Raw genomic sequence first — 19,680 nt, 5'->3', positions numbered from 1 at the left:
CCCGCGTGACCCGCGTCACCAGCAACCCAGAAACAGCCCATGACCTGCAGATACACGGGTGACGTAGACGGCCCACGGCTGCGTCACCCGATGACACAGGTGACGCAGAGCGGTGACACACGCCCACCCCCTACGTCACCCAAAACCGCAGGTCACCCGCGCGAGTGACGTAAGTGACGCGATGACGCAGAAATTCGAGCCTCGGACAGGCGCGGAGGCGCCCGAACCCACAAGGAGCGAAGAGTGACAACCGCGATCACATCAGGTGAGCCCTTGCTCGTGCCGGTCAGGGAAGCCAGTCGCCTGCTCAGCATGAGCCGCACGGTCGTCTTCGAACTGATTCGTACGGGGCGTCTCCGCGCTGTCAAAGAGGGGCGAGCCCGGCTGGTTCCGACCGCGGCCATTCACGAGTACCTCGCCCTCTTGGAGCGCGAGGAAGCCACCCGCTAGCTCAAGTCCCGGAACTGGGGCCGCCTCACAATGAGGCGGCCCTTCGCATAGGCAGGAAGCGATGTCGGATCAGGAACCCGCGAACCGCAGAGCCGGACACGGAGAGGATTCGATCTACTGGGACGCGTCCAAAAACCGGTACATCGGGGCGATTTCCTGGGGCTACACCGCTTCGGGGAAGCGGAACCTCCCGAAGGTATCTGGTCGCACCAAGACGGAGGTGCGCAAAAAGCTGCGCGATCTCCGCGCAGCGTTGGAGAAGGGGAAGCCTGCACCCGCCCGATACACGGTGCAGCAGGCTGTGGAGGACTGGTTGGCGCAGGGGATGAAGGGCAAAACCGAGTCGAGCCGGTCCACCTACCGGAGCCTGGCCACCACGCACATCTATCCCTACCTGGGTTCGTTAAAGCTGCGCGAACTGGAAGCAGACCATCTTGATGAATGGCTGGAGGGTCGGAAGGAAGTCCTCGCCACAACTTCCCTGCGCTTGATGTTCTCGGTGCTGAGCCGCTCCGTCACGCACGCGCAGCGTCGAGGGAAGGCCGCGCAGAACGTCACCGAGTTGGTTGAAGTGCCGGACGGCAAGGCCGGCCGCCAGAGCAAGTCGTTGTCCGTGGAACAGGGCATGGCGGTCTTGAGCACCAATGAGGGGAGTTGGATCCATGCCTACGTGGTGCTCGCCTTGCTCGTCGGGACCCGGACGGAGGAGACCAGGCCCCTGACGTGGGATCACGTTCATACCGATCCGGAGGACGGAAGCGAGGCTCACGTCGACGTGTGGCGCTCCGTCCGCCGGCACGGGGAGACGAAGACCCTGAAGAGCCGTCGCTCGCTCGCTATGCCCCGGCGCGCGGCTGACGTGATGCGGGCCCACAGAGCTCGCCAGCAGGCGGAGTACCAGAGGGCCGGCCGAGAGTGGTCGACGGCAGGACTCGTCTTCCCGCATGAATCGGGAGGCCTCCGGACCGCGCTCGATGTGCGGCGCAACCTCCGCGCGTTGCTCAGGGAGGCGGGGTTCCCGAATCCCCAGGTGTCGACCACGCGGGAGCTCCGGACGAGCTTCGTTTCGCTGCTGTCTGACTACGGTCTCCGGATCAAGGACATCGCTAGGCTGGTCGGGCACAGCGGAACCCAGACCACGAAGCGGGTGTACAGGAAGCAGATCCGGCCGGTGATCACCAAAGGCGCCGAAGCCATGGACGAGATCTTCGATCCCGGCCGCGGCGAAGGGCCGCCGGCTTCCTAAGCCGCTGAATTCTGCGGCCTGGCTCCCTGTTTGGCTCCCTCGTACGGGCTGTGCAGTTCCGCTAGGCCGCTGACCTGCTGGAACTCCGCTGCAAGCCGCGATTCCTCTTTAGGCTCCTCTTAAGGAACCACTAAGCGGGCCGACAGAAAGAGGCGCGGCTCAGGTCAGGAGGCCGGTCAGGCCTGCGGGGGAGTGGGCCTGGGCGGACAGGGCGTCCAGGGCGCGGAGCGCCTCGGCCGCCGCGCGCGGGTCGGACCGTGCGAGGCCGCTCGCCGCGAACTCGTCCTCGTCCAGGCGCAGTACGCGGCTGCCGTCCGAGGAGACCCACAGGTCGAGGTCGAGGTCCTCCACCAGGATCTCGCCGTCCCGCACCACCGCCGGGCGCGTGACGTCGCAGTACCAGCCCTTGAGGACGCCCTCACCCGTACGGACCTCCTTGACCGCGTACCAGCGTTCGCGCCAGAAGTGCTCGGTGAACACGTCACCCGGCTCGAAGCGCACGAAGCCGAAGTCCCGGACGCCCTCGGCCGCCCAGGGGGCCCGGACGCTGATGCGGTCGCCGGTGTCGGCGACCAGGGTGGCCGGGTAGCGGATCTTGGTGCGGCCGGCCTTGGTCAGGACCACGGTCAGCCGGCCGGCGGGGCGGTCGGCGGGGCGGTCGGTCATCGGGTCTGCTCCAGTGCCTTGGTGTAACGGGTCTCGGTCGCGCAGATCGCGTACCCGAACTTCCGGTTGACGGCGAGCATCGGTCCGTTCCCGGTGTCGTTGCCGGTGAAGGCCTCGGTGTACCCCGCGGCGCGCGCCCGGTGCAGGGACACCGTCTTGGCGAGCCGGGCCAGGCCGCGGCCGCGGAAGGCCTCCAGGGTGCCGGTCATCGCCGAGCCGTACCGCGTGGCGCCGTCGGTCCGGGCGGCGGTGAAGGCGGCGACCGCCCCGTCGACGAGGACCACGGTGGTCAGGTCCTTGTCGATCTGGGGGTCGTGCCAGATGCCGCGCAGCCAGTCCCCGTAGTCGTCGAGTGCCGCCGGTACGTCGCCCGGCTCGTCGGCGCTGACCGCCGCGTCGGCCTCGTACAGCGGGCGCGGGTCCGCCGCGAAGGCGGAGCCGGGGCGGAGCTCCACACCGGAGGGGAGGGCGGCCGGGTACGGCGGCAGCGCGGCCGCGGCCAGGTCCAGGCGCAGGAAGTGCGCCGAACGGCTGGGACGGTAGCCGTGCCGTACGGCGAACGCGCGGTGGGCGGGCTCGTCGAGGACCCAGGCGTACACCTGCACCGCGCCCTGCGCGGCCAGGTGCTCCTCGGCCGCACGCAGCAGGGCCGTGCCCGCGCCGCGGCGGCGGTGCGCGGGGTCCACGCAGGCGTTGACGAAGGCCTGCCCCGGCTGGAGGGCGTCGTGGGCGACACCGACCTGGGCGGTGCCGACGACACGGCCGTCGGAGTCCTCGGCGAGGAGGATCCGGTAGTGCTTCGCCGGAGGGGCGGAGTCCAGTTCGAAGGACACGCCGGCGCTGGTGGTGATCATGAAGGGCAGCGCCGCGCGGCGTACCCGTACGACGGACTCCGCATCCGAGGGGTCGCCCCGGCGCAGGTCGCGGATCAATGCGGTCATGGGCCGACCGTAGGCGCGGGGCGGGGGCGGACGCCTGCGAATTTCCCGCACGATGGGGGAGAATCGGCGGCGTGACCTCGACGAACCTGAAGATCCGGATTGACGGCGCGGCCGGTGCGGACGCCCCGTACGAGCAGGTGCGCACGCAGATCGCGCAGGCGGCGAGGACGGGCACGCTCCCGGTGGGCTACAAGCTGCCGACGGTGCGCGGGCTGGCGGAGGAGCTGGGGCTGGCCGCGAACACCGTCGCGAAGGCGTACCGGGCGCTGGAGGCGGACGGGGTGATCGAGACCCGCGGCCGCAACGGCACCTTCGTCGCCGCGGCCGGCGAAGGGGCCGCCCGGGAGGCGGCCGCCGCCGCCCAGGCCTACGCGGAGCGGGCGCAGCGGCTGGGCCTGACCGCCGACGAGGCGACGGCGGCGGTGCTCGACGCCCTGCGGGCCCGCTTCGGCGCGTAGCCCGGCCCGGCCGCGGTCCGCGCAGGCCCGTACCGGCCGGCCCTCCGGTTCAGGCGGGGTACCGGCGCAGCCGGGCACCGAGGTGGTGCTGCAGGGGCTGTCCCATCGCCGCCATGTCCTGGGCGATCTGCAGCTCCCCGTCGCGCAGGGTGTACCGGCGCCGCATGCCGGTCACCTTCTTGGCCTGCGGGGTACGCGCCACGTGGTCGGTCGTGAGCTCGATCTCCGGGCCGGACACCCGGCCGGCGTACGTCTCCACGATCCCCGTCGGATGGGAGAGGACCACCTCCAGGGTGGCGTCGGGCATGACCCGCCACCAGCCCGACTCGCGGCCCGAGGGGCGCAGCGGCGTACCGGAGCCGTCGATCAGCCAGGCGCGCGACTCGTAGCGCAGGAAGGGCCTGCCGTCGTGGCTGAAGGTGATCTCCTGTTCGTACCGGAAGTCCTGCTCAAGGGTGGGGTATTCACCGCGGCCTCGGCCGCGCCAGCGGCCGAGGAGGGGCAGGACCGGCTCCAGCTGCGGGTGCGGCTCGGGCCCCTCGCCGGGGACGAGGCTGTCGGGGTACGGATGGTCCTGCGGGGCCGGTCCGGGCACGGGGCGCTCTCCTGTTCGGTGCGCCCCCGCGGCGCGGCGGTCGCGGCCGCCCGGCCACGCGCACGCCCCGGGGGCTTCGTCGGGCCCCCATTGTCGCGTGCGGTCACAGGTACAGGCCCGCCTCCGCGTCCTGGCCCTGCGGCGGCAGCAGGGACGCCGGGCCGGCGCCCCGGCGCAGGGCGAAGAGCTCGGCCAGCGTGGCGCCCTCGCGGGAGACGCCCTCCTCGGAGCCGAGCCACTCCACCGCCTCCCCGTGCGTCAGCCGCCCGACCTCGATCCGGGCCAGGCACCGCCCCGGGCGGACCACCGCGGGGTGCAGCCGCTCCAGGTCCTCGTTGGTCGTCACCCCCACCAGCACGTTGCGGCCCTGCCCGAGCAGACCGTCCGTCAGGTTGAGCAGCCGGGACAGCGCCTGTCCGGCGGTGTGGCGGGCCTCGCCGCGGATCAGCTCGTCGCAGTCCTCCAGCAGCAGCAGCCGCCACCGGCCCTTCGAGGTCCCCTCGTCCTCGCCGATCGCGATGTCCATCAGGTAGCCCACGTCGTTGAACAGCCGCTCCGGGTCCAGGACGCAGTCCACCTGGCACCAGTCCCGCCAGGACCGGGCCAGGGTCCGCAGCGCCGAGGTCTTCCCGGTGCCCGGCGGACCATGGAGCAGGAGCAGCCGGCCGGCGATGTCGTCGGGGGTGACCTTCATCAGGCGGTCCATCGCCCCGGCCACCGGCGCGGTGTAGTTCTGCCGTACCTCCGCCCAGGTGCCGGCCGCGATCTGGCGGGTCGTCCGGTACGGGCCGCGGCGCGGCGAGACGTACCAGAACCCCATGGTGACGTTCTCCGGCTGCGGTTCGGGCTCGTCCTGCGCGCCGTCGGTGGCCTCGCCCAGCACGCCCACGGCGAGCTCCTCGCTCACGGCCGTCACCGTCACGTCCGCGCCCCGGCTCCAGCGGGACACGAGCACGGTCCAGCCCTCGCCCTCCGCGAGGACGGCACTGCGGTCGGAGTCGCGCGCCGAGCGCAGCACGGTGGCCGACGGCGGCAGCAGGGTCGCCTCGGCCTTCACCCGCTCGATCGTGACGCTGTGCGAGTAGGGCTGCTCGCCGGACGCGAACCGGCCGAGGAACAGGGCGTCCACGACATCCGACGGGGAATCGCTGTCGTCGACGTTGAGCCGGATCGGCAGTGCGTCGTGCGGCTGGGATGGCATGGCGCCCATGATCCGGCACGAAGTGGCCCCGTGCACCTGTGTTTCGCCGGATCGGGTGCCCGGGTTCCCTCTTCAAACCCCCTGCCGGTGAAGGTTCGGGAGGTAACCCTGCCCTGAATATTCTTGGCATGGACACTTCCAGCCACCCTCGGCTCCTTGTACCACGGACTCAGGAGTAACCCCCACAAGGAGCCGCACACATGAGCATGAGAATGTCGCGTCGCTTCGCTGCCCTCACCTCCTCCCTGTTACTCGCCGCAGGCGCCGCCCTGTTCGGCGCCGGACAGGCGGCCGCCGCCTCGGCCGACTTCGGCTACGTCGCCCTCGGAGACTCGTACTCCTCGGGCGTCGGCGCCGGCAACTACGACAGCGCGAGCGGATCCTGCAAGCGGACCACCCGCGCCTATCCCGCCCTCTGGGCCGCCGCCCACTCCCCGCAGACCTTCTCCTTCACCGCCTGCTCGGGCGCCCGTACGGGCGACGTCCTCTCCGGGCAGCTCGGTCCGCTGAACTCCGGCACCGACCTCGTCAGCATCACCATCGGCGGCAATGACGCCGGTTTCTCCGACGTCATGACGACCTGTGTGCTCCAGTCCGAAGCCACCTGCATCAGCCGGGTCAACCAGGCCAAGGCGTACGTCGACTCCACCCTGCCCGGCCAGCTCGACCAGGTCTACAACGCCATCCACGGCAGGGCGCCGGCCGCCCGCGTGGTGGTCCTCGGCTACCCCCGCTTCTACAAGCTCAACGGAACCTGCGTCACCGGCCTCACCGAGGGTGAGCGCTCCGCCATCAACGGCGCCGCCGACTACCTCAACGCCGCCATCGCCAAACGCGCCGCCGACCACGGGTTCGCCTTCGCCTCGGTCGCCGGCGCCTTCACCGGCCACGAGATCTGCTCCGGCGACGCGTGGCTGCACAGCGTCAACTGGCTCAACATAGGCGAGTCGTACCACCCGACCGCCGCCGGACAGTCCGGCGGCTACCTGCCGGTCCTGACCAACGCCGCCTGACCTGGCGTCACTGCTCGGGAGCATGCGCCGGGTCCGGCGCGGCCGTACCCGGCGAGGTGCCCGGCGACGTGCTCGGACCGGGGGAGGCCCCGCCCGTCGGGGCCTCCTTCCCGCACGTCACGGAGAACTCCACCCAGTCCGAGGCCGTCGCCGCCGGTCCCCGCACCTCCAGCCGGATCGCGTCGCGGAAGGTCGCGTTCGGGAAGTGGGTGAGCTCGGTGTGGTCGAGCCGGCGCGCGGCCGTCTCCTGAGCCCCGTACGTGACGGTCTGCCAGCCGGGGCCGGAGGTGAGGCCGCTGCGCGTCGCCCACCGGTACTCCAGGGTGGCGGGCGTACGGTCCACCGTGAGGTCGGCGGTGAAGGCGGGGGCCGCGGAGGCGGCCGGCGGGCAGCTCCCGCTGTAGCCGTCGCGTACGGCACGGACGGCTGCGGTGGCATGCGGGACGGGCGTGGCCGAAGGGGACACGGAGGCCGAAGCCGAAGCCGAAGCCGGGGCGGATGCCGACACCGTCGGGGGCGCCGAGGGCGAGGCCGGTCCCGCCGCGCCCGTGGACGCGGAGCCCCCGCCCGCAGGCCGCCCCTCTCCCCGGGCCGCGGTGTCCCGGTCCCTCAGCAGCAGCCAGCCCAGCGCGGCCAGCGCCAGCAACAGCACCACGATCCCGAGGACCAGCACCATGCCGGCCTGCCCCTGCCCCTGCCGGGCGGGGCCGGAGAGCGGGGCAGGCCCGGCCGCCGCCGGGCCCGCGCCCGGCACCGGAGCCGGCAGGGGCGCCGTCCGCCGCGTGCCCTGCGCCCCCTCCTGCCGGTGCGGCAGGACGGCAGTGGGGGCGTCCGGCCCCGACACCGGCCCCCCGGCGTCCCGTACGGTCCCGCCCGCGCCGATGATCCGCAGCATCCGGGCCGCCTCCGCCGCGGAGAGCCGCTCGTCGGGATCCTTGCGGAGCAGCCCCTCCAGCACGGGCGTCAGCGGCCCCGCCCGGCGCGGCGGCGGCAGCTCCTCCTCCGCCGCCGCCCGCAGGGTCGCCAACGCCGTACCGCGCCGGAAGGGCGAGACCCCCTCGACGGCCGCGTAGAGCATCACCCCGAGCGACCACAGGTCCGATGCGGGGCCCGGCTCACGGCCCGCGGCCCGCTCCGGTGCGAGGAACTCGGGGGAGCCCACCACCTCGCCCGTCATGGTGATCGCCGCGGAGCCCTCCAGCCGCGCGATCCCGAAGTCGCTCAGCACCACCCGCCCGTCGTTGGCCACCAGCACGTTGCCGGGCTTCACGTCCCGGTGCAGCACCCCCGCCTCGTGCGCGGAACGCAGCGCGGCCAGCACCTGCTCGCCGAGGTGCGCGGTCCGCTGCGGGGTGAGCGGCCCCTCGGCCTCCAGCACGTCGGCCAGCGACAGCCCGCGCACCAGCTCCATCACGATCCACGGCCGGCCGTCCTCGGTGGCCACGTCGTAGACCGTGACGACCCCGCGGTGCGAGACCCGGGCAGCGGCCCAGGCCTCCCGCTCCAGGCGCCGGTACATCCGGCCCACCTCGGCCCCGTCCAGTCCGGCCGGCGCCCGTACCTCCTTGACCGCCACCTCGCGGCCCAGCAGCTCGTCCCGGGCCCGCCACACGATGCCCATGCCGCCCCGGCCGAGCGGACCGAGCAACCGGTAGCGGTCCGCCAGGACACGCCCGGGGCCGGCGTCCGTTTCCCCGTCCCTGCCACGCGTGTCGTCACTCATACGAGCCCCCCAGGCGCATCGGCGTGTTACCGGGCGATCACTCCACGTTAGCGCAGCGCGCCTCGCGTGGCCCCTGCAGCGGCAGAACCGCCGCCGGGGCCTCCCCAACCCCCGCGATCCGTGCGGAGAGTGACGGTCGACTCCGCTGAGTAACCGTCAACTCCCCGTCGCCATAGGGGTAATTCACACCACCGGGATACCCGAGGACGATACGGGGGCGATAGGGTTACCCTGCCCGGGCCGGGTGCCCTCGTACGGGTGGGGAGAGATCATGGAACAGATAGCAATGCGCAGCAGGCCGCCCCGCGTGCCTGCCATCACCTGCGGCAGCAGTGCGACCAGCTCGCGCCTCGACCGCCATCTCGCCGTGCTGGGCGGACCCGCCGTCCCGCACCGTGAGGTCGCCGAGGCGACCCTGCTGATGCGCGAGCTCACCTCCCGCGACCACACGCACCGCCTGCGGAGCCGGAGCGCGCGCGTCTCGCTCTTCGCGCCCCTGCGCCGTCTGCGTCGCACGCTCTTCGGCAGCCGCCGCTCGTAAAACGTCCCCGACCCCCCGGAAGTTTCGCCCCCGGCCCTACGCAACCACACCATCCCGGCGCAGTGTCGTGATCTGCGCGCCCGTCATCCCCAGGGCGCGCAGCAGGGCCTCGGTGTGTTCACCGAGCGCGGGCACCGCGCCCATCCTCGGCGCCGCGCCACCCGGCAGCCCGATCGGCGGCAGCAGCGCCCGCAGCGGACCGGCCGGTGATCCCACCTCCCGCCACCGGTCCCGGGCCGCCAGCTGCGGATGGGCCGCGAGCTGGGCCACGGAGTTCAGCCGCGCGCACGCGATGCCCGCAGCCTCCAGCCGGGCGATCGCCTCTCCGGCGTCCAGCAGGGCCAGGGCCTCGGCGACCACCGCGTCGGTCTTCTCCCGGCCGCGGGTGCGGGCCGCGTTCGTCGCGTACGCCGGATCCTCGGCCAACTCGGGTCGCAACAGCACCTGTTCGGCCAGCCGCCGCCACTCCCGGTCGTTCTGCACCGACAGCAGCACCCGGTCCCCGTCCGCCGTGGGATAGGCGTCGTACGGGGCGATCACGGCGTGCGCGAGACCCGTGCGCACGGGCTGCTCCCCGCCGTGCATCGTGTGGTGCAGGGGGTGCCCCATCCACTCCGCGAGCGCGTCCAGCATCGACACCTCCACGCGGCCGCCGCGTCCCGTGGTGCCGCGGCGCAGCAGCGCCGCGAGCACTCCGGAAAAGGCGTACATGGCCGCGGCGATGTCGGCCGCCGGGATGCCCGCCTTGACGGGCTGCTCCGGGGTGCCGGTCACGGACACCAGCCCCGCCTCGCACTGCACGAGCATGTCGTAGGCGCGCTTGTGGGCGTACGGGCCGTCGGCCCCGTAACCGGAAATGTCCACGGCGACCAGCCGCGGGTACCGCGCGCACAGCGCCGCCGAGTCCAGACCGAGCCGGGCGGCCGCCCCCTGGGCGAGGTTCTGCACGAACACGTCGGCGCCGTCCAGCAGGCCGTGCAGGATCTCCAGGCCGCGCGGATCCTTCAGGTCGAGCGCGATCGACTCCTTGCCCCGGTTGGCCCACACGAAATGCGAGGCGAGTCCCTGCGCGGCGGTGTCGTAGTCCCGCGCGAAGTCACCGCCGTCGGGCCGCTCGACCTTCACGACACGGGCCCCCAGGTCGGCGAGCTGGCGGGTGGCGAAGGGGGCCGAGACGGCCTGTTCCACCGCGACGACGGTGACGCCGTCGAGGGGGAGGGGCTCTACGGGCTGCGGGGCGGGAGGAGTGACAGACATACGGCCTGCCTACCGGTTCCCACCCCGCCCTGTCATCGGACACGGTGTCGCATTCCGATCACGGGTGTGGCCCGACTGCCCTGTTCCGTACTGCCGAGCGCTCGGTTGGGCGCTCAGTCCCGGCCGCGCGCGAACCGGCGGGCGGCCGGGGGTGCGCACAGCGCCAGCAGCACCAGCGACCAGAGCACGGCCCCCGCGACCGGGTGCGCGGCCGGCCAGGCGGCGCCCGGGACCGGTTCGCCGCCCGCGTTCCCGCACAGCGTGCGCACCGCCGTCGCGACCGCACTGATCGGGTTCCACTCGGCGACCGTGCGCAGCCACCCGGGCAGCCCGGCGGTCGGCAGGTACGCACTCGACAGCATCGGCAGGACGAAGGTGGCGCTGCCGAGCTGGCCCGCCGCCTCCTCGCTCTTGCTGAGCAGGCCCAGGTACGTCCCCGCCCACGCCGTGGCGAAGCGGAAGAGCAGAAGCACGCCCAACGCCCCCAGTGCGCCCGGCAGACCGTTTTCGACGCGCCAGCCCATCGCCAGCCCCACCAGCATCAGCGGCACCATCGACACCGCCGTCGTCAGGAGGTCGGCGGCGGTCTGCCCGAGCGGGACGGCCGCGCGGCTCATCGGCAGGGTCCGGAAGCGGTCCATCACCCCGCGGTGGGCGTCCTGGGCGGCCGTGAACATGCCGGTCATCAGCCCGTTGGCGGCGGTGGCGGCCAGCAGCCCCGGCACCAGGAACCCGCGGTACTCGGAGCCCGGCATGGCGAGCGCACTGCCGAAGACGTAGCCGAAGAACAGCAGCATGGTGATCGGCATGGTCTGGGTCAGGACCAGCAGCGCCGGAGCGTGCCGGGCCTTCTGCAGCTGGCGGGTGAAGACGGCGCCGCCGTCCGACAGCAGGGTGCTCATGCCGCGTGCTCCTTCGGGGTGGCGGTACGGACCTGGGTGAGCCGCAGGAACACCTCGTCCAGGGTGGGCGGGCGCAGGGCGGCATCGGTGACCGCCACCCCGGCGGCGTCGAGCGCGCGGACGATCCGGGGCAGCGTGAGCCCGGTGTCCAGCACGCTCACCCCGGCGGTCAGGCGCTCCTCGTCGAGCACGGGCCGGCCGCCGGTGAGCTGGTCGAGTACGACGGCCGCGCCCGCGAGCGCGTCCGCCTCGGCGACGGTGACCTCGGCGTGGGCGCCGATCCGGGCCTTGAGCCCGGCGGGGGTGCCGGTGGCCACGGCCCGGCCGTGGTCCACCACGACGATGTCGTCGGCGAGGTGGTCGGCCTCCTCCAGGTACTGGGTGGTCAGCAGGACGGTCGTGCCCTCCGCGGCCAGGGCCCGGACCGCCGTCCAGATGTCCTCGCGGGCCGCCGGGTCCAGGCCGGTGGTGGGCTCGTCGAGGAAGAGCACGCGGGGGCGGGTGATCAGCCCGGCGGCCAGGTCCAGGCGCCTGCGCATCCCGCCCGACCAGGTGGAGGCCACGCGGTCGGCTGCCTCGCCCAGCCGGAAGCGGTCCAGCAGCTCGTCGGCGCGGGCCCGGCCGCCCGGTCCGCGCAGTCCGGCGAGGCGCGCGAAGAGCCGCAGGTTCTCACGGCCGGTCAGGTCGCCGTCGACCGAGGCGTACTGGCCGGTGACCCCGATGGCGCGGCGGACGGCGCCGGGGTCGCGCGTGACGTCGTGGCCCGCGACGAGTGCGCGGCCGCCGGAGGGCCGGGTGAGGGTGGTGAGGATGCGCACCGCGGTGGTCTTTCCCGCGCCGTTGGGGCCGAGGAGGCCGCAGACCGTGCCCTCGGGGACGGCCAGATCGAGGCCGCGCAGCGTATGCACCTCGCCGAAACGCTTCTCCAACCGCTCACTAAGTACAGCGTACGTAGTTGTCATGGAGGCACCCTAACGCACTACGTACGGTGTACGTAACTAGCATGGGGGCGAGGACGAGGTGATGAGCGATGACAGCCAGCGGGCGACCCGCCCAACCCGAGGTGATCTGGGCCCGCCCGCAGCGGGCCGCCCGCGGCCCCCGGCCGGCCCACAGTCGCGAGTCGATCGCGGCCGAGGCCGTGCGGATCGCCGACGCGGAGGGGATCGAGGCCGTCTCGATGCGACGCGTGGCGGCGGGCATCGGCGCGGGGACGATGTCCCTCTACAACTACGTGCCGCGCAAGGAGGACCTGTACGAGCTGATGGTCGACGCGGTCAGCGGCGAGTACGCACTGCACCCGCCGACCGGCGACTGGCGGGCCGACCTGCTCGCGCTGGCCCTCCAGACCCGTGCGCTGATGCACCGCCACCCGTGGCTGCCGCGGCTGCTCTCCCCCGTCCACGGCTTCAGCCCGAACGCCCTGCGCTACCTGGAGCACTGCCTGGACTGCCTGGCGCCCCTGGACGTACCGGACGGGGAGAAGCTGGAGCTCGTCGCGGCGGTGAACGGCACGGTGGCGACCTATGTGGCGAGCGAACTGGCCATGGCCGAGCGCGCCCGGTCGCTGCCCTGGAGCGAGGCCGCCGAACAGGACGTACGAGCGGCCTACCTGGGCTCGTGCCTGGCGACGGGGCGGTACCCGAGGCTGGCGGCGGCCTTCGGCGCGAGCCATCCGGTCGCGGCGGCGGCCGCGGAGCCGGACGCGGTGTTCGCGCGCTGGGTGTCCCGGCTGCTGGGCGCCTGGGACCCGGAGTAGAGCCGGCGCGGAGGGCGGGCGTGGGCCTGGCGAGGGGCCCGGCGTGGAGGCCGGGGGCGGCCCCCGGGCCGGCGTGGGCATGGGTGCGGGGCGCCCGGCCCCGGGCCTGGCCCCCGGCCGGGCTCCGGCGGCCTGTGCCGGCCGGCCTCAGAGCAGGGCGAACTGGCCGCCCGGGCCCTCCTCCTGGTGGTCCAGTACGGAGGCCGGACGCCGGGACCAGCGCGGCGGCGGCAGCACGCCCGCGGCGCCCAGGGCGGCGGCGGGCAGCAGCGGCCCCGGCGTGAACTCCGCGCGCTGCGGCGCCAGGTCGGCCAGCAGCGCAAGGGTCGTGACCAGCGCCAGCAGCTCCGAGGTCCAGGCCTGCGGCCAGGCCGCGGGCCCGATCGCCTCCAGCCCCTCGGCCTCCGGGGCGCGGTGCGCCGCGCGGGCGGCGAACCACGCCTCCAGCACCCGGCTGCCGCCCGGGGCTTCGTACTCCCAGGCTCCCGCGGGGACCGGGGAGATGGTGCCCGCGCCGAGGCTCAGCGTCTCGCCGGCCGGGTCGTAGGCGAGCCCTTCCGGCCGGGCCGGGACCGCCGAGCGGACGTACGGGCGGCGCCCGCCGGGCAGTCGGGGCGGCTCGCCGCCGCGGCCGCCGCGCAGCTGGACGGCGAGGATGCGGTGGCCGAGTTCCAGACCGGCCCGCCAGCGCCCGGGGTCGGCGGTGAGCGGGACCTCGTACCCCCGGGGGCCCGGCCGGCCGGCGGCGAGGATCCAGCACAGCACGTCCTGCGGGGTGACCCGGGCGCCGTAGCGCTCGCCGAGCAGTGGCAGCAGGCCTGGCGCGAGATTGGGCTCCGCGCCGCCGGGGCGTCGGTGCAGGGGGCGGATCCGGCCCAGGCGGCCCACCGGAAGGTGCGCGGTGACCAGCAGCTCGGGGGTCTCGACGGCGAAGAGCTGGTGCTCGTCCAGCACCCGCCACAGCTCCGGACGGGCCAGGTCGATGAGCCGCTGGTCGGGCAGCAGCCACTGCTCGTCGAACGGCTCGCGCAGCACGCGTACGGGCTCCGGGCAGGGCCCCGGTGCGTCGGCGAAGCGGGCGGTGGACGGGGAGCGCCGGCCGGGCAGCGCGGCCGCCCCGGCAGTGGGCGTACGGGCGCGGCTCGGGCGGAACAAGCGCTCCTGCTCCGGCTCTTCGGCGCCGGCCAGGGCAGCCCAGCGGGCCCGCAGGGCGGCCGGGTCGGGAGCCGCGACCCAGGCCCGGCCCAGGCGCAGGGGGCCCACCGCCCAGGGCATCAGATCGTCCAGCAGGGGTACGTCTTCGCTCACCCGGCAGATGGTAGCGACGGTGCGCCGGAGCTACGCTCCTTATGTACGGAACGTGTGGTATGTGCGGCGATCAGTCGCCGCGGCCCACCGATTCGAGGAGACGGCCATGAGTCAGTACGACGAATACTCGACTCCGTCGCAGGCCGAGGGAGAGCGGCTCGACGAGGACATGGACGAGAAGGAGAAGATGCAGCGTCACGCGGAGACGATGCGCACCACCCCGTCCCAGGCCGAGGGAGAACGCGGCGCGGACGACGACGAGAAGAAGTGATGCCGGGAAGAGGTGACACGGGAAGAAGTGACGCCGGGAAGAAGTGACGAGCGGGTGGCTCAGTGGGCGTCGACGGTGACCGTGAACGAGAACCGGTCACCGCGGTAGCGGATCCGGGCCACGTCCACGACCCGGCCGTCCTCGTCGTACGTCACACCCGTGTAGTGCAGGATCGGGCTGAGCAGCGGCACCTGGAGCAGTTCGGCCGTCTCCGGGTCGGCGAGGCGCGCCTCCACGGTGTCCGTGATCCGGCTGATCCGCACGCCCACCACGTCGCGCAGCACCTTCGTCATCGGCCAGCGGGCGAGATCGGCCAGGTCCACCGCGTCCGCGATCTCCGGCCGGACGGCGTTCTCCGCCCAGTTGGTCGGCTCGCCGCTCTCGCCGTCGTGGCGCAGCCTGCGGTAGGTGACCACCTCGGGGATGTCCGGGAAGTGCTCCAGCAGCTCCCCGGGCACCTTCGTCCGCGTATGGCCGAGAATCGTCGTACGTTCGCCCGACTGCTGGGCCACGATCGCGTCGACCGAACCCAGCAGCCGCACCGGAGCCCCGCGCCGCGCCCCCGGCTCGATGAACGTCCCGCGCCGCCGGTGCCGGCTGATCAGCCCCTCGCCCTCCAGCTCCTTCAGCGCCTGCCGCATGGTCAGCACGCTCACCCCGTAGTGCTCGGCGAGCTGCTCCTCGGTGGGCAGCCGCAGCGAGGCGTCCGGGGTGCGCCCCAGTATCGAGGCGCGCAGTGACTGCGAGACCTGGTACCAGAGCGGCAGCTTCCGGTTGAGTACGAGCGAGTCGGGGGCGAAGGCGGTCACGGGTGGTTCTCCGTACGGGAGGCGCGGGGCGTGCGGTGCTGCCACCGCATCCTAGGCGCGGAAGTGGCGTTCGAGCCCCTGCCAGACGTCGTCGTATCCGCGCTGGAGGTGGTCGGCGCCGGCCGCCTGGGAGGTGGTGGTGATCGGCCAGCGGGTCTCGAACATGAAGGCCAGACCGTCGTCGATCTTTTGCGGCTTCAGCTCGGCGGCGCTGGCCCGGTCGAAGGTCTCCCGGTCCGGACCGTGGGCCGACATCATGTTGTGGAGGGAGCCGCCACCGGGGACGAAGCCCTCGGCCTTGGCGTCGTAGGCGCCCTCGATCAGGCCCATGTACTCGCTCATCACGTTGCGGTGGAAGTACGGCGGGCGGAAGGTGTCCTCGCCGACCAGCCAGCGCGGGGCGAAGACCACGAAGTCGACGCCGGCCAGGCCCGGGGTGTCGGAGGGCGAGGTCAGCACGGTGAAGATCGACGGGTCGGGGTGGTCGTAGCTGATCGAGCCGAGCACGTTGAAGCGGCGCAGGTCGTACACGTACGGGACGTGGGTGCCGTGCCAGGCGACGACGTCCAGCGGGGAGTGGTCGTAGGTCGCGGACCAGAGGTTGCCGCAGAACTTGTTGACCACCTCGGTCGGGCGCTCGTGGTCCTCGTACGCCGCCACCGGCGCCTTGAAGTCCCGCGCCGCGGCCAGGCCGTTGGCGCCGATGGGGCCGAGGTCCGGCAGCTCGAAGGGACGGCCGTAGTTCTCGCAGACGTAGCCGCGGGCGTCCTCGTCGAGCAGTTCCACGCGGAAGCGGATCCCGCGCGGAATCAGGGCCACCTCGCCGGGGCGGGCGCTGAGCAGGCCGAGCTCGGTGCGCAGGAGCAGGCCGCCGCGCTCGGGGACGATCAGCAGCTCGCCGTCGGAGTCGCTGAACACCCGGTCGGTCATGGAGGCGTTGGCGGTGTAGAGGTGGATGGCCATGCCGGCGCGCTGGGTGGCGTCGCCGTTGCCGCCGAGGGTCCACAGGCCCGCGAGGAAGTCGGTGCCGGGGGCCGGGTCGGGGAGCGGGTTCCAGCGCAGCCGGTTGGGGTCGGCGGGAGCCTCGGTGAACGGCGCGGTGCGCAGGGCGCCGTTGTCGGTGCGGGTGAAGGCCGGGTGGGCGGCCGAGGGGCGGATCCGGTAGAGCCAGGAGCGGCGGTTGTGGCGGCGGGGCTCGGTGAAGGCGCTGCCGCTGAGCTGCTCCGCGTACAGCCCGAGGGGCGCGCGCTGGGGCGAGTTGCGGCCGGGCGGGAGCGCGCCGGGGACGGCCTCCGAGCTGTGCTCGTTGCCGAAGCCGGTGAGGTACTCCAGCGCCTCCGCCGTCTTCCTGGCCTGCTCGCTCATGGGGGTGCTCCCGCTCTGTCGAAGAAATCCTATGCTCGACAGTAGGATTCTGGGCGGCCCGCGTCAATGGCCGCCCGTGCGCATTCCCCCTGCCGCGGGGGCTCCAAAAAGATGAACATTGCTCTACTCTCACGCGCATGTCGTGGACCCGCAGGTTCCCTGCCGTGCCGGCGGCGCTCCTCGCCGCCCTCCTCGCCCTCCTGTCCCTGCTCGTCTGCGCGCCCGCCGCCCGCGCGCACGAGGAGCGCCCGGTGGCCCTCCCGGACGGCTCGGGATCCGTGCCCCGCTACCGGGCGGCCGAGCCCGATCTGCTGGTCTGCAAGACCGACCGGGCGGCCTTCGAGCACCGGATATCCGCCTTCCCCCAGGAGCTCAGGCAGCGCAACCTCGCCCTGTACGAACGCTGCGAGAAGAGCGGCTACCGGCACCTCCAGGAGGCCGTGGACGCCGTCGACCGCCCCGGTATGAACATCGCCATCCTCCCCGGCCTCTACGAGGAGGAGCCCTCGCTGGCGCCGCCCACGGGGGACTGCACGAGGCTGAAGGCATCCAACTCCTCGCTCGGCTACCAGATCCTGTCCTACGAGCAGCAGGTGCAGTGCCGGCACAACCAGAACCTCGTCGCGGTCCTCGGCAAGACCGACCTCCAGATCGAGGGCACCGGCGCCTCCCGGCAGGACGTCGTCATCGACGCGAAGTACCAGAAGCTGAACGCCATCCGCGCGGACAAGTCCAACGGCATCTACTTCCGCAACTTCACCGCGCAGCGCACCACCTTCAACTCCCTGTACGTACTGGCCGGCGACGGGTTCGTCATCGACGACGTGCTGACGCGCTGGAACGACGAGTACGGCTTCCTCACCTTCGCCAGCGACCACGGGCTCTACAAGAACTGCGAGTCCTACGGCAACGGCGACTCCGGCATCTACCCCGGCAGCGCCTCCGACATCAACGACGGCCGCGGCTACGCCGTGCCCCGCTACTCGATCGAGATCACCGGCTGCCACAGCCACCACAACATGGTCGGCTACTCCGGCACCGCCGGCGACTCGGTGTGGGTCCACGACAACGAGTTCGACCAGAACATGGGCGGCGCCTCGATGGACAGCGCCTTCCCCGGCCACCCCGGACTCCCGCAGAACCACGCCAAGTTCGAACGCAACCTGATCCACGACAACAACGCCGACTACTACCACCACGTCGCCGACGGCACCTGCGCCAAACCGCCGATCGAGCGCGGCTACGAGCAGGGCGTGGTCTGCCCGCAGATCTCCATGCCGCCGGGTACCGGCATCATCACCGCGGGCGGCAACTGGAACGTCTACGAGAACAACTGGGTGTACGGGCACCGCCGCGCGGGCTTCTTCCTCTCGGCCGTGCCCGCCTTCATCCGCGGCGAGGAGAAGTGGTCCAAGCAGGCGGACACCTCGCACCACAACCGGTACGCGGGCAACGTGCTCGGCAAGGACCGCTCCGGCGCCGCCCGCCCGAACGGCATGGACGTGTGGTGGGACGGCCAGGGGCGCGGCAACTGCTGGCAGGACGGACCCGACGGCTCCACCCCCGCCACCCTCCCGGAGTGCGGAGAGCGCCGCGGCGCGGTGTCGGGCGGCTCGGCGCGCCTGGTGGGCGAGCCGGTGAAACTGGCCCAGCTGCTGGTGTGCGCGGATTACAACGTGCAGGCCCGCAAGCTCCCGGCCGGCTGTGACTGGTACGGCGCACGCGGTCTTGAGCGGGTGGAGACCCAGATCGCGCTGGCGGTCGCGGCGGTCCTGCTGCTGGTGGGCGGGGTGCTGTGGGCGCGCCGCCTGCGCGGCTCCCGCCTGGGCACGGCGGCCTCGCTGCTGGGCCTGGCCGGGCTGGCCCTGGACGTGGCGGGCTCCACCCTGCCGCTGACCGCCAGCCCGGTCCCGGCGCTGGCCCTGCTGCTGCTCGGCCTCTGGTGGACAGGCGCCGGGCTCGCCCTGCGCCCCAGCCGCCCCTGGCTGGCGCGACTGAGCCTGCTGCTGGGCGCCCTCACGCTGCTGGACGCCTTCGACAAGGGGGTGCTGATGATCCCCTGGACGCCGGTCGGCCCCGCCTGGATCCGCGCGCTGGTGGCCGTCGTGTGGACCCTGTGGGCCGTCATCGCCTCGGCCCGCCCCGGCACCTCGGCCCGCCCCGGCGACCCCTCGGGCGACCGCAGCCCCGTCCCGGCCGGCCCCACCCCGGCCCTGCACGCCGAAGCAGGAGGCCCGCAGTGACCGGACGGCCCGAGCACCGCACCACCCGCAGGACGAAGCCGACGCCACCCCGCCCCCGCCGGACCGCCGGCACCGCCGCCCTGCTCGGGCTCGTCCTGCTGCTCGCGGGCGGCGCGGCGGCGGGCTGCGGCGGGCGGGCCACCACCCACCACAAGCCCGGCACCACCCACGAACAGGCCACCGGCACCGCGGGCACCCTGCTCGACACCCGCGACGGCACCGGCCACCGGCTCCGCGAGGTCCCGGCCGAGGGCGCACCGGAGGTCCGGCTTGACGCCCGCCCCGACTCCGAGGACGGCTGGAACCTCCGGCTGACGGTGAAGAACTTCCGCTTCACCCCCGACAGCACCGGCGGCGCCGCCCTCCCCGGCGCGGGCCACGCGCATCTGGAGCTCGACGGCCGCACCCTGGCCCGGTTGTACGGCCCTTGGTTCCACCTGCCCGCGGCGCAGGTCCCCGAGGGCGCGCACACCCTGACCGTCCGCCTCTACGCGGACGACCACACCGCCTGGGCCGTCGCCCGAAAGCCCGTCGAAGCCGCGACCGAGCTCACCGGCACCGCCGCCGGTTCGGGCCCCGGCGCCGGCGCCGCCCCGGGGGCCGACCACGGCCACACCCCGCCCGGCGCCCCGGAAACCCAGACCCCGTCCCCGGAAGCACAAGCCGACCGCACGGTCACCCTCGCCGTCCGCGACGGCAAGGTCACCCCCGCCCCCGGCCGCACCGAACTGAAGCGCGGCGAGCGCGTTGCCCTGCGCGTCACCAGCGACCGTGCCGACACCCTGCACGTCCACGGCTATGACAAGGAACTCGCCCTGCCCGCAGGCCAGGAGGCCACCCTGGTCCTGACGGCCGACCGCACGGGCCTCTTCGAGGTCGAGACCCATGAGTCCCACCTCGTCCTGACCCAGCTCCTCGTCCGATGAGCCTTC

20 protein-coding genes are annotated in these 19,680 nt (G+C 73.2%); 9 read left to right on the top strand and 11 right to left on the bottom strand.

Annotation, left to right across the window (positions count from 1 at the left end):
• Window positions 1-243 precede the first annotated feature (243 nt).
• Both ABZ128_RS19475 and ABZ128_RS19470 read left to right on the top strand, forming a co-directional pair.
• Window positions 244-450, top strand: coding sequence for a helix-turn-helix domain-containing protein (locus ABZ128_RS19475; protein WP_356849768.1), 207 nt, complete (start codon window positions 244-246; stop codon window positions 448-450).
• A gap of 61 nt (window positions 451-511) precedes the next feature.
• On the top strand, window positions 512-1,696 hold the full coding sequence (locus tag ABZ128_RS19470; RefSeq protein WP_356849767.1) for a tyrosine-type recombinase/integrase: 1,185 nt from the start codon (window positions 512-514) through the stop codon (window positions 1,694-1,696).
• A gap of 159 nt (window positions 1,697-1,855) precedes the next feature.
• Here the strand turns inward: ABZ128_RS19470 and ABZ128_RS19465 are convergent, their stop codons facing one another.
• Together ABZ128_RS19465 and ABZ128_RS19460 are read right to left on the bottom strand one after the other, a co-directional pair.
• Entirely contained in the window at window positions 1,856-2,362 is a 507-nt protein-coding gene (locus ABZ128_RS19465) for a DUF402 domain-containing protein (protein ID WP_356849765.1), read from the bottom strand.
• A complete protein-coding gene (locus ABZ128_RS19460; protein ID WP_356849764.1) occupies window positions 2,359-3,303 on the bottom strand; it encodes a GNAT family N-acetyltransferase in 945 nt (314 codons plus the stop codon). Before ABZ128_RS19460 ends, ABZ128_RS19465 begins: the two co-directional genes overlap by 4 nt.
• A gap of 71 nt (window positions 3,304-3,374) precedes the next feature.
• Between ABZ128_RS19460 and ABZ128_RS19455 the strand changes: the two genes are divergently transcribed.
• The gene (locus tag ABZ128_RS19455; RefSeq protein ID WP_356849763.1) at window positions 3,375-3,761 is read left to right on the top strand and encodes a GntR family transcriptional regulator; all 387 of its coding nucleotides are present in this window, start codon (window positions 3,375-3,377) and stop codon (window positions 3,759-3,761) included.
• A 49-nt stretch (window positions 3,762-3,810) separates the two neighbouring features.
• Here the strand turns inward: ABZ128_RS19455 and ABZ128_RS19450 are convergent, their stop codons facing one another.
• Both ABZ128_RS19450 and ABZ128_RS19445 read right to left on the bottom strand, forming a co-directional pair.
• Window positions 3,811-4,356, bottom strand: a complete 546-nt coding sequence (locus tag ABZ128_RS19450) for an FABP family protein (protein ID WP_356849762.1) — start codon at window positions 4,354-4,356, stop codon at window positions 3,811-3,813.
• A gap of 103 nt (window positions 4,357-4,459) precedes the next feature.
• Window positions 4,460-5,566 carry a DUF5925 domain-containing protein gene (locus tag ABZ128_RS19445; protein WP_356849760.1) on the bottom strand — a complete coding sequence of 369 codons (1,107 nt, stop codon included), beginning with the start codon at window positions 5,564-5,566 and terminating at the stop codon, window positions 4,460-4,462.
• A gap of 197 nt (window positions 5,567-5,763) precedes the next feature.
• On the opposite strand from ABZ128_RS19445, the gene ABZ128_RS19440 reads away from it, so the two are divergent.
• Window positions 5,764-6,570, top strand: a complete 807-nt coding sequence (locus ABZ128_RS19440) for an SGNH/GDSL hydrolase family protein (RefSeq protein WP_356849814.1) — start codon at window positions 5,764-5,766, stop codon at window positions 6,568-6,570.
• Window positions 6,571-6,577: 7 nt separating this feature from the next.
• Here ABZ128_RS19440 and ABZ128_RS19435 read toward each other — a convergent pair whose 3' ends face one another.
• The gene (locus tag ABZ128_RS19435; RefSeq protein WP_356849759.1) at window positions 6,578-8,293 is read right to left on the bottom strand and encodes a serine/threonine-protein kinase; all 1,716 of its coding nucleotides are present in this window, start codon (window positions 8,291-8,293) and stop codon (window positions 6,578-6,580) included.
• 271 nt (window positions 8,294-8,564) lie between these two features.
• Here ABZ128_RS19435 and ABZ128_RS19430 point away from each other — a divergent pair, with 271 nt between their 5' ends.
• Window positions 8,565-8,834, top strand: a complete 270-nt coding sequence (locus ABZ128_RS19430) for a hypothetical protein (protein WP_030870537.1) — start codon at window positions 8,565-8,567, stop codon at window positions 8,832-8,834.
• Between the two features lie 36 nt (window positions 8,835-8,870).
• On the opposite strand, the gene ABZ128_RS19425 is transcribed toward ABZ128_RS19430, so the two are convergent.
• The 3 genes from ABZ128_RS19425 to ABZ128_RS19415 form a co-directional block, all read right to left on the bottom strand.
• Window positions 8,871-10,091, bottom strand: a complete 1,221-nt coding sequence (locus ABZ128_RS19425; RefSeq protein ID WP_356849757.1) for a CaiB/BaiF CoA-transferase family protein — start codon at window positions 10,089-10,091, stop codon at window positions 8,871-8,873.
• Between the two features lie 113 nt (window positions 10,092-10,204).
• Window positions 10,205-10,993, bottom strand: coding sequence for an ABC transporter permease (locus ABZ128_RS19420; protein ID WP_356849755.1), 789 nt, complete (start codon window positions 10,991-10,993; stop codon window positions 10,205-10,207).
• Window positions 10,990-11,955 (bottom strand): ATP-binding cassette domain-containing protein, encoded by a 966-nt coding sequence (locus ABZ128_RS19415; protein ID WP_356849754.1) that lies wholly within the window; start codon window positions 11,953-11,955, stop codon window positions 10,990-10,992. Before ABZ128_RS19415 ends, ABZ128_RS19420 begins: the two co-directional genes overlap by 4 nt.
• 68 nt (window positions 11,956-12,023) lie before the next feature.
• Here ABZ128_RS19415 and ABZ128_RS19410 point away from each other — a divergent pair, with 68 nt between their 5' ends.
• Window positions 12,024-12,752, top strand: a complete 729-nt coding sequence (locus ABZ128_RS19410; RefSeq protein ID WP_356849753.1) for a TetR/AcrR family transcriptional regulator — start codon at window positions 12,024-12,026, stop codon at window positions 12,750-12,752.
• Between the two features lie 147 nt (window positions 12,753-12,899).
• Here ABZ128_RS19410 and ABZ128_RS19405 read toward each other — a convergent pair whose 3' ends face one another.
• The gene (locus tag ABZ128_RS19405; RefSeq protein WP_356849813.1) at window positions 12,900-14,027 is read right to left on the bottom strand and encodes a type ISP restriction/modification enzyme; all 1,128 of its coding nucleotides are present in this window, start codon (window positions 14,025-14,027) and stop codon (window positions 12,900-12,902) included.
• 139 nt (window positions 14,028-14,166) lie between these two features.
• Here ABZ128_RS19405 and ABZ128_RS19400 point away from each other — a divergent pair, with 139 nt between their 5' ends.
• Window positions 14,167-14,331 carry a hypothetical protein gene (locus ABZ128_RS19400; protein ID WP_356849751.1) on the top strand — a complete coding sequence of 55 codons (165 nt, stop codon included), beginning with the start codon at window positions 14,167-14,169 and terminating at the stop codon, window positions 14,329-14,331.
• 59 nt (window positions 14,332-14,390) lie between these two features.
• Here ABZ128_RS19400 and ABZ128_RS19395 read toward each other — a convergent pair whose 3' ends face one another.
• Both ABZ128_RS19395 and hmgA read right to left on the bottom strand, forming a co-directional pair.
• Window positions 14,391-15,140 (bottom strand): GntR family transcriptional regulator, encoded by a 750-nt coding sequence (locus ABZ128_RS19395; protein WP_356849750.1) that lies wholly within the window; start codon window positions 15,138-15,140, stop codon window positions 14,391-14,393.
• A gap of 51 nt (window positions 15,141-15,191) precedes the next feature.
• Window positions 15,192-16,505 (bottom strand): homogentisate 1,2-dioxygenase, encoded by a 1,314-nt coding sequence (hmgA, locus tag ABZ128_RS19390; RefSeq protein WP_356849748.1) that lies wholly within the window; start codon window positions 16,503-16,505, stop codon window positions 15,192-15,194.
• A gap of 137 nt (window positions 16,506-16,642) precedes the next feature.
• Between hmgA and ABZ128_RS19385 the strand changes: the two genes are divergently transcribed.
• Together ABZ128_RS19385 and ABZ128_RS19380 are read left to right on the top strand one after the other, a co-directional pair.
• Window positions 16,643-18,748, top strand: a complete 2,106-nt coding sequence (locus ABZ128_RS19385) for a right-handed parallel beta-helix repeat-containing protein (protein ID WP_356849747.1) — start codon at window positions 16,643-16,645, stop codon at window positions 18,746-18,748.
• A gap of 80 nt (window positions 18,749-18,828) precedes the next feature.
• Window positions 18,829-19,674 (top strand): hypothetical protein, encoded by an 846-nt coding sequence (locus ABZ128_RS19380; RefSeq protein WP_356849811.1) that lies wholly within the window; start codon window positions 18,829-18,831, stop codon window positions 19,672-19,674.
• Window positions 19,675-19,680 lie beyond the last annotated feature (6 nt).

This window comes from Streptomyces sp. NPDC006326 (assembly GCF_040612915.1).
Classification (GTDB): domain Bacteria; phylum Actinomycetota; class Actinomycetes; order Streptomycetales; family Streptomycetaceae; genus Streptomyces.
This window is presented reverse-complemented; position numbering and strand designations above follow the sequence as displayed.

What these genes read in the sequence shown, in the direction of transcription:
- ABZ128_RS19470 (WP_356849767.1), top strand. Translation starts at nt 512, where the DNA reads ATGTCGGATCAGGAACCCGCGAACCGCAGAGCCGGACACGGAGAGGAT.
- ABZ128_RS19465 (WP_356849765.1), bottom strand. Translation starts at nt 2,362, where the DNA reads ATGACCGACCGCCCCGCCGACCGCCCCGCCGGCCGGCTGACCGTGGTC.
- ABZ128_RS19460 (WP_356849764.1), bottom strand. Translation starts at nt 3,303, where the DNA reads ATGACCGCATTGATCCGCGACCTGCGCCGGGGCGACCCCTCGGATGCG.
- ABZ128_RS19445 (WP_356849760.1), bottom strand. Translation starts at nt 5,566, where the DNA reads ATGGGCGCCATGCCATCCCAGCCGCACGACGCACTGCCGATCCGGCTC.
- ABZ128_RS19440 (WP_356849814.1), top strand. Translation starts at nt 5,764, where the DNA reads ATGAGAATGTCGCGTCGCTTCGCTGCCCTCACCTCCTCCCTGTTACTC.
- ABZ128_RS19435 (WP_356849759.1), bottom strand. Translation starts at nt 8,293, where the DNA reads ATGAGTGACGACACGCGTGGCAGGGACGGGGAAACGGACGCCGGCCCC.
- ABZ128_RS19430 (WP_030870537.1), top strand. Translation starts at nt 8,565, where the DNA reads ATGGAACAGATAGCAATGCGCAGCAGGCCGCCCCGCGTGCCTGCCATC.
- ABZ128_RS19425 (WP_356849757.1), bottom strand. Translation starts at nt 10,091, where the DNA reads ATGTCTGTCACTCCTCCCGCCCCGCAGCCCGTAGAGCCCCTCCCCCTC.
- ABZ128_RS19420 (WP_356849755.1), bottom strand. Translation starts at nt 10,993, where the DNA reads ATGAGCACCCTGCTGTCGGACGGCGGCGCCGTCTTCACCCGCCAGCTG.
- ABZ128_RS19415 (WP_356849754.1), bottom strand. Translation starts at nt 11,955, where the DNA reads ATGACAACTACGTACGCTGTACTTAGTGAGCGGTTGGAGAAGCGTTTC.
- ABZ128_RS19410 (WP_356849753.1), top strand. Translation starts at nt 12,024, where the DNA reads ATGACAGCCAGCGGGCGACCCGCCCAACCCGAGGTGATCTGGGCCCGC.
- ABZ128_RS19405 (WP_356849813.1), bottom strand. Translation starts at nt 14,027, where the DNA reads ATGCCCTGGGCGGTGGGCCCCCTGCGCCTGGGCCGGGCCTGGGTCGCG.
- ABZ128_RS19400 (WP_356849751.1), top strand. Translation starts at nt 14,167, where the DNA reads ATGAGTCAGTACGACGAATACTCGACTCCGTCGCAGGCCGAGGGAGAG.
- hmgA (WP_356849748.1), bottom strand. Translation starts at nt 16,505, where the DNA reads ATGAGCGAGCAGGCCAGGAAGACGGCGGAGGCGCTGGAGTACCTCACC.
- ABZ128_RS19385 (WP_356849747.1), top strand. Translation starts at nt 16,643, where the DNA reads ATGTCGTGGACCCGCAGGTTCCCTGCCGTGCCGGCGGCGCTCCTCGCC.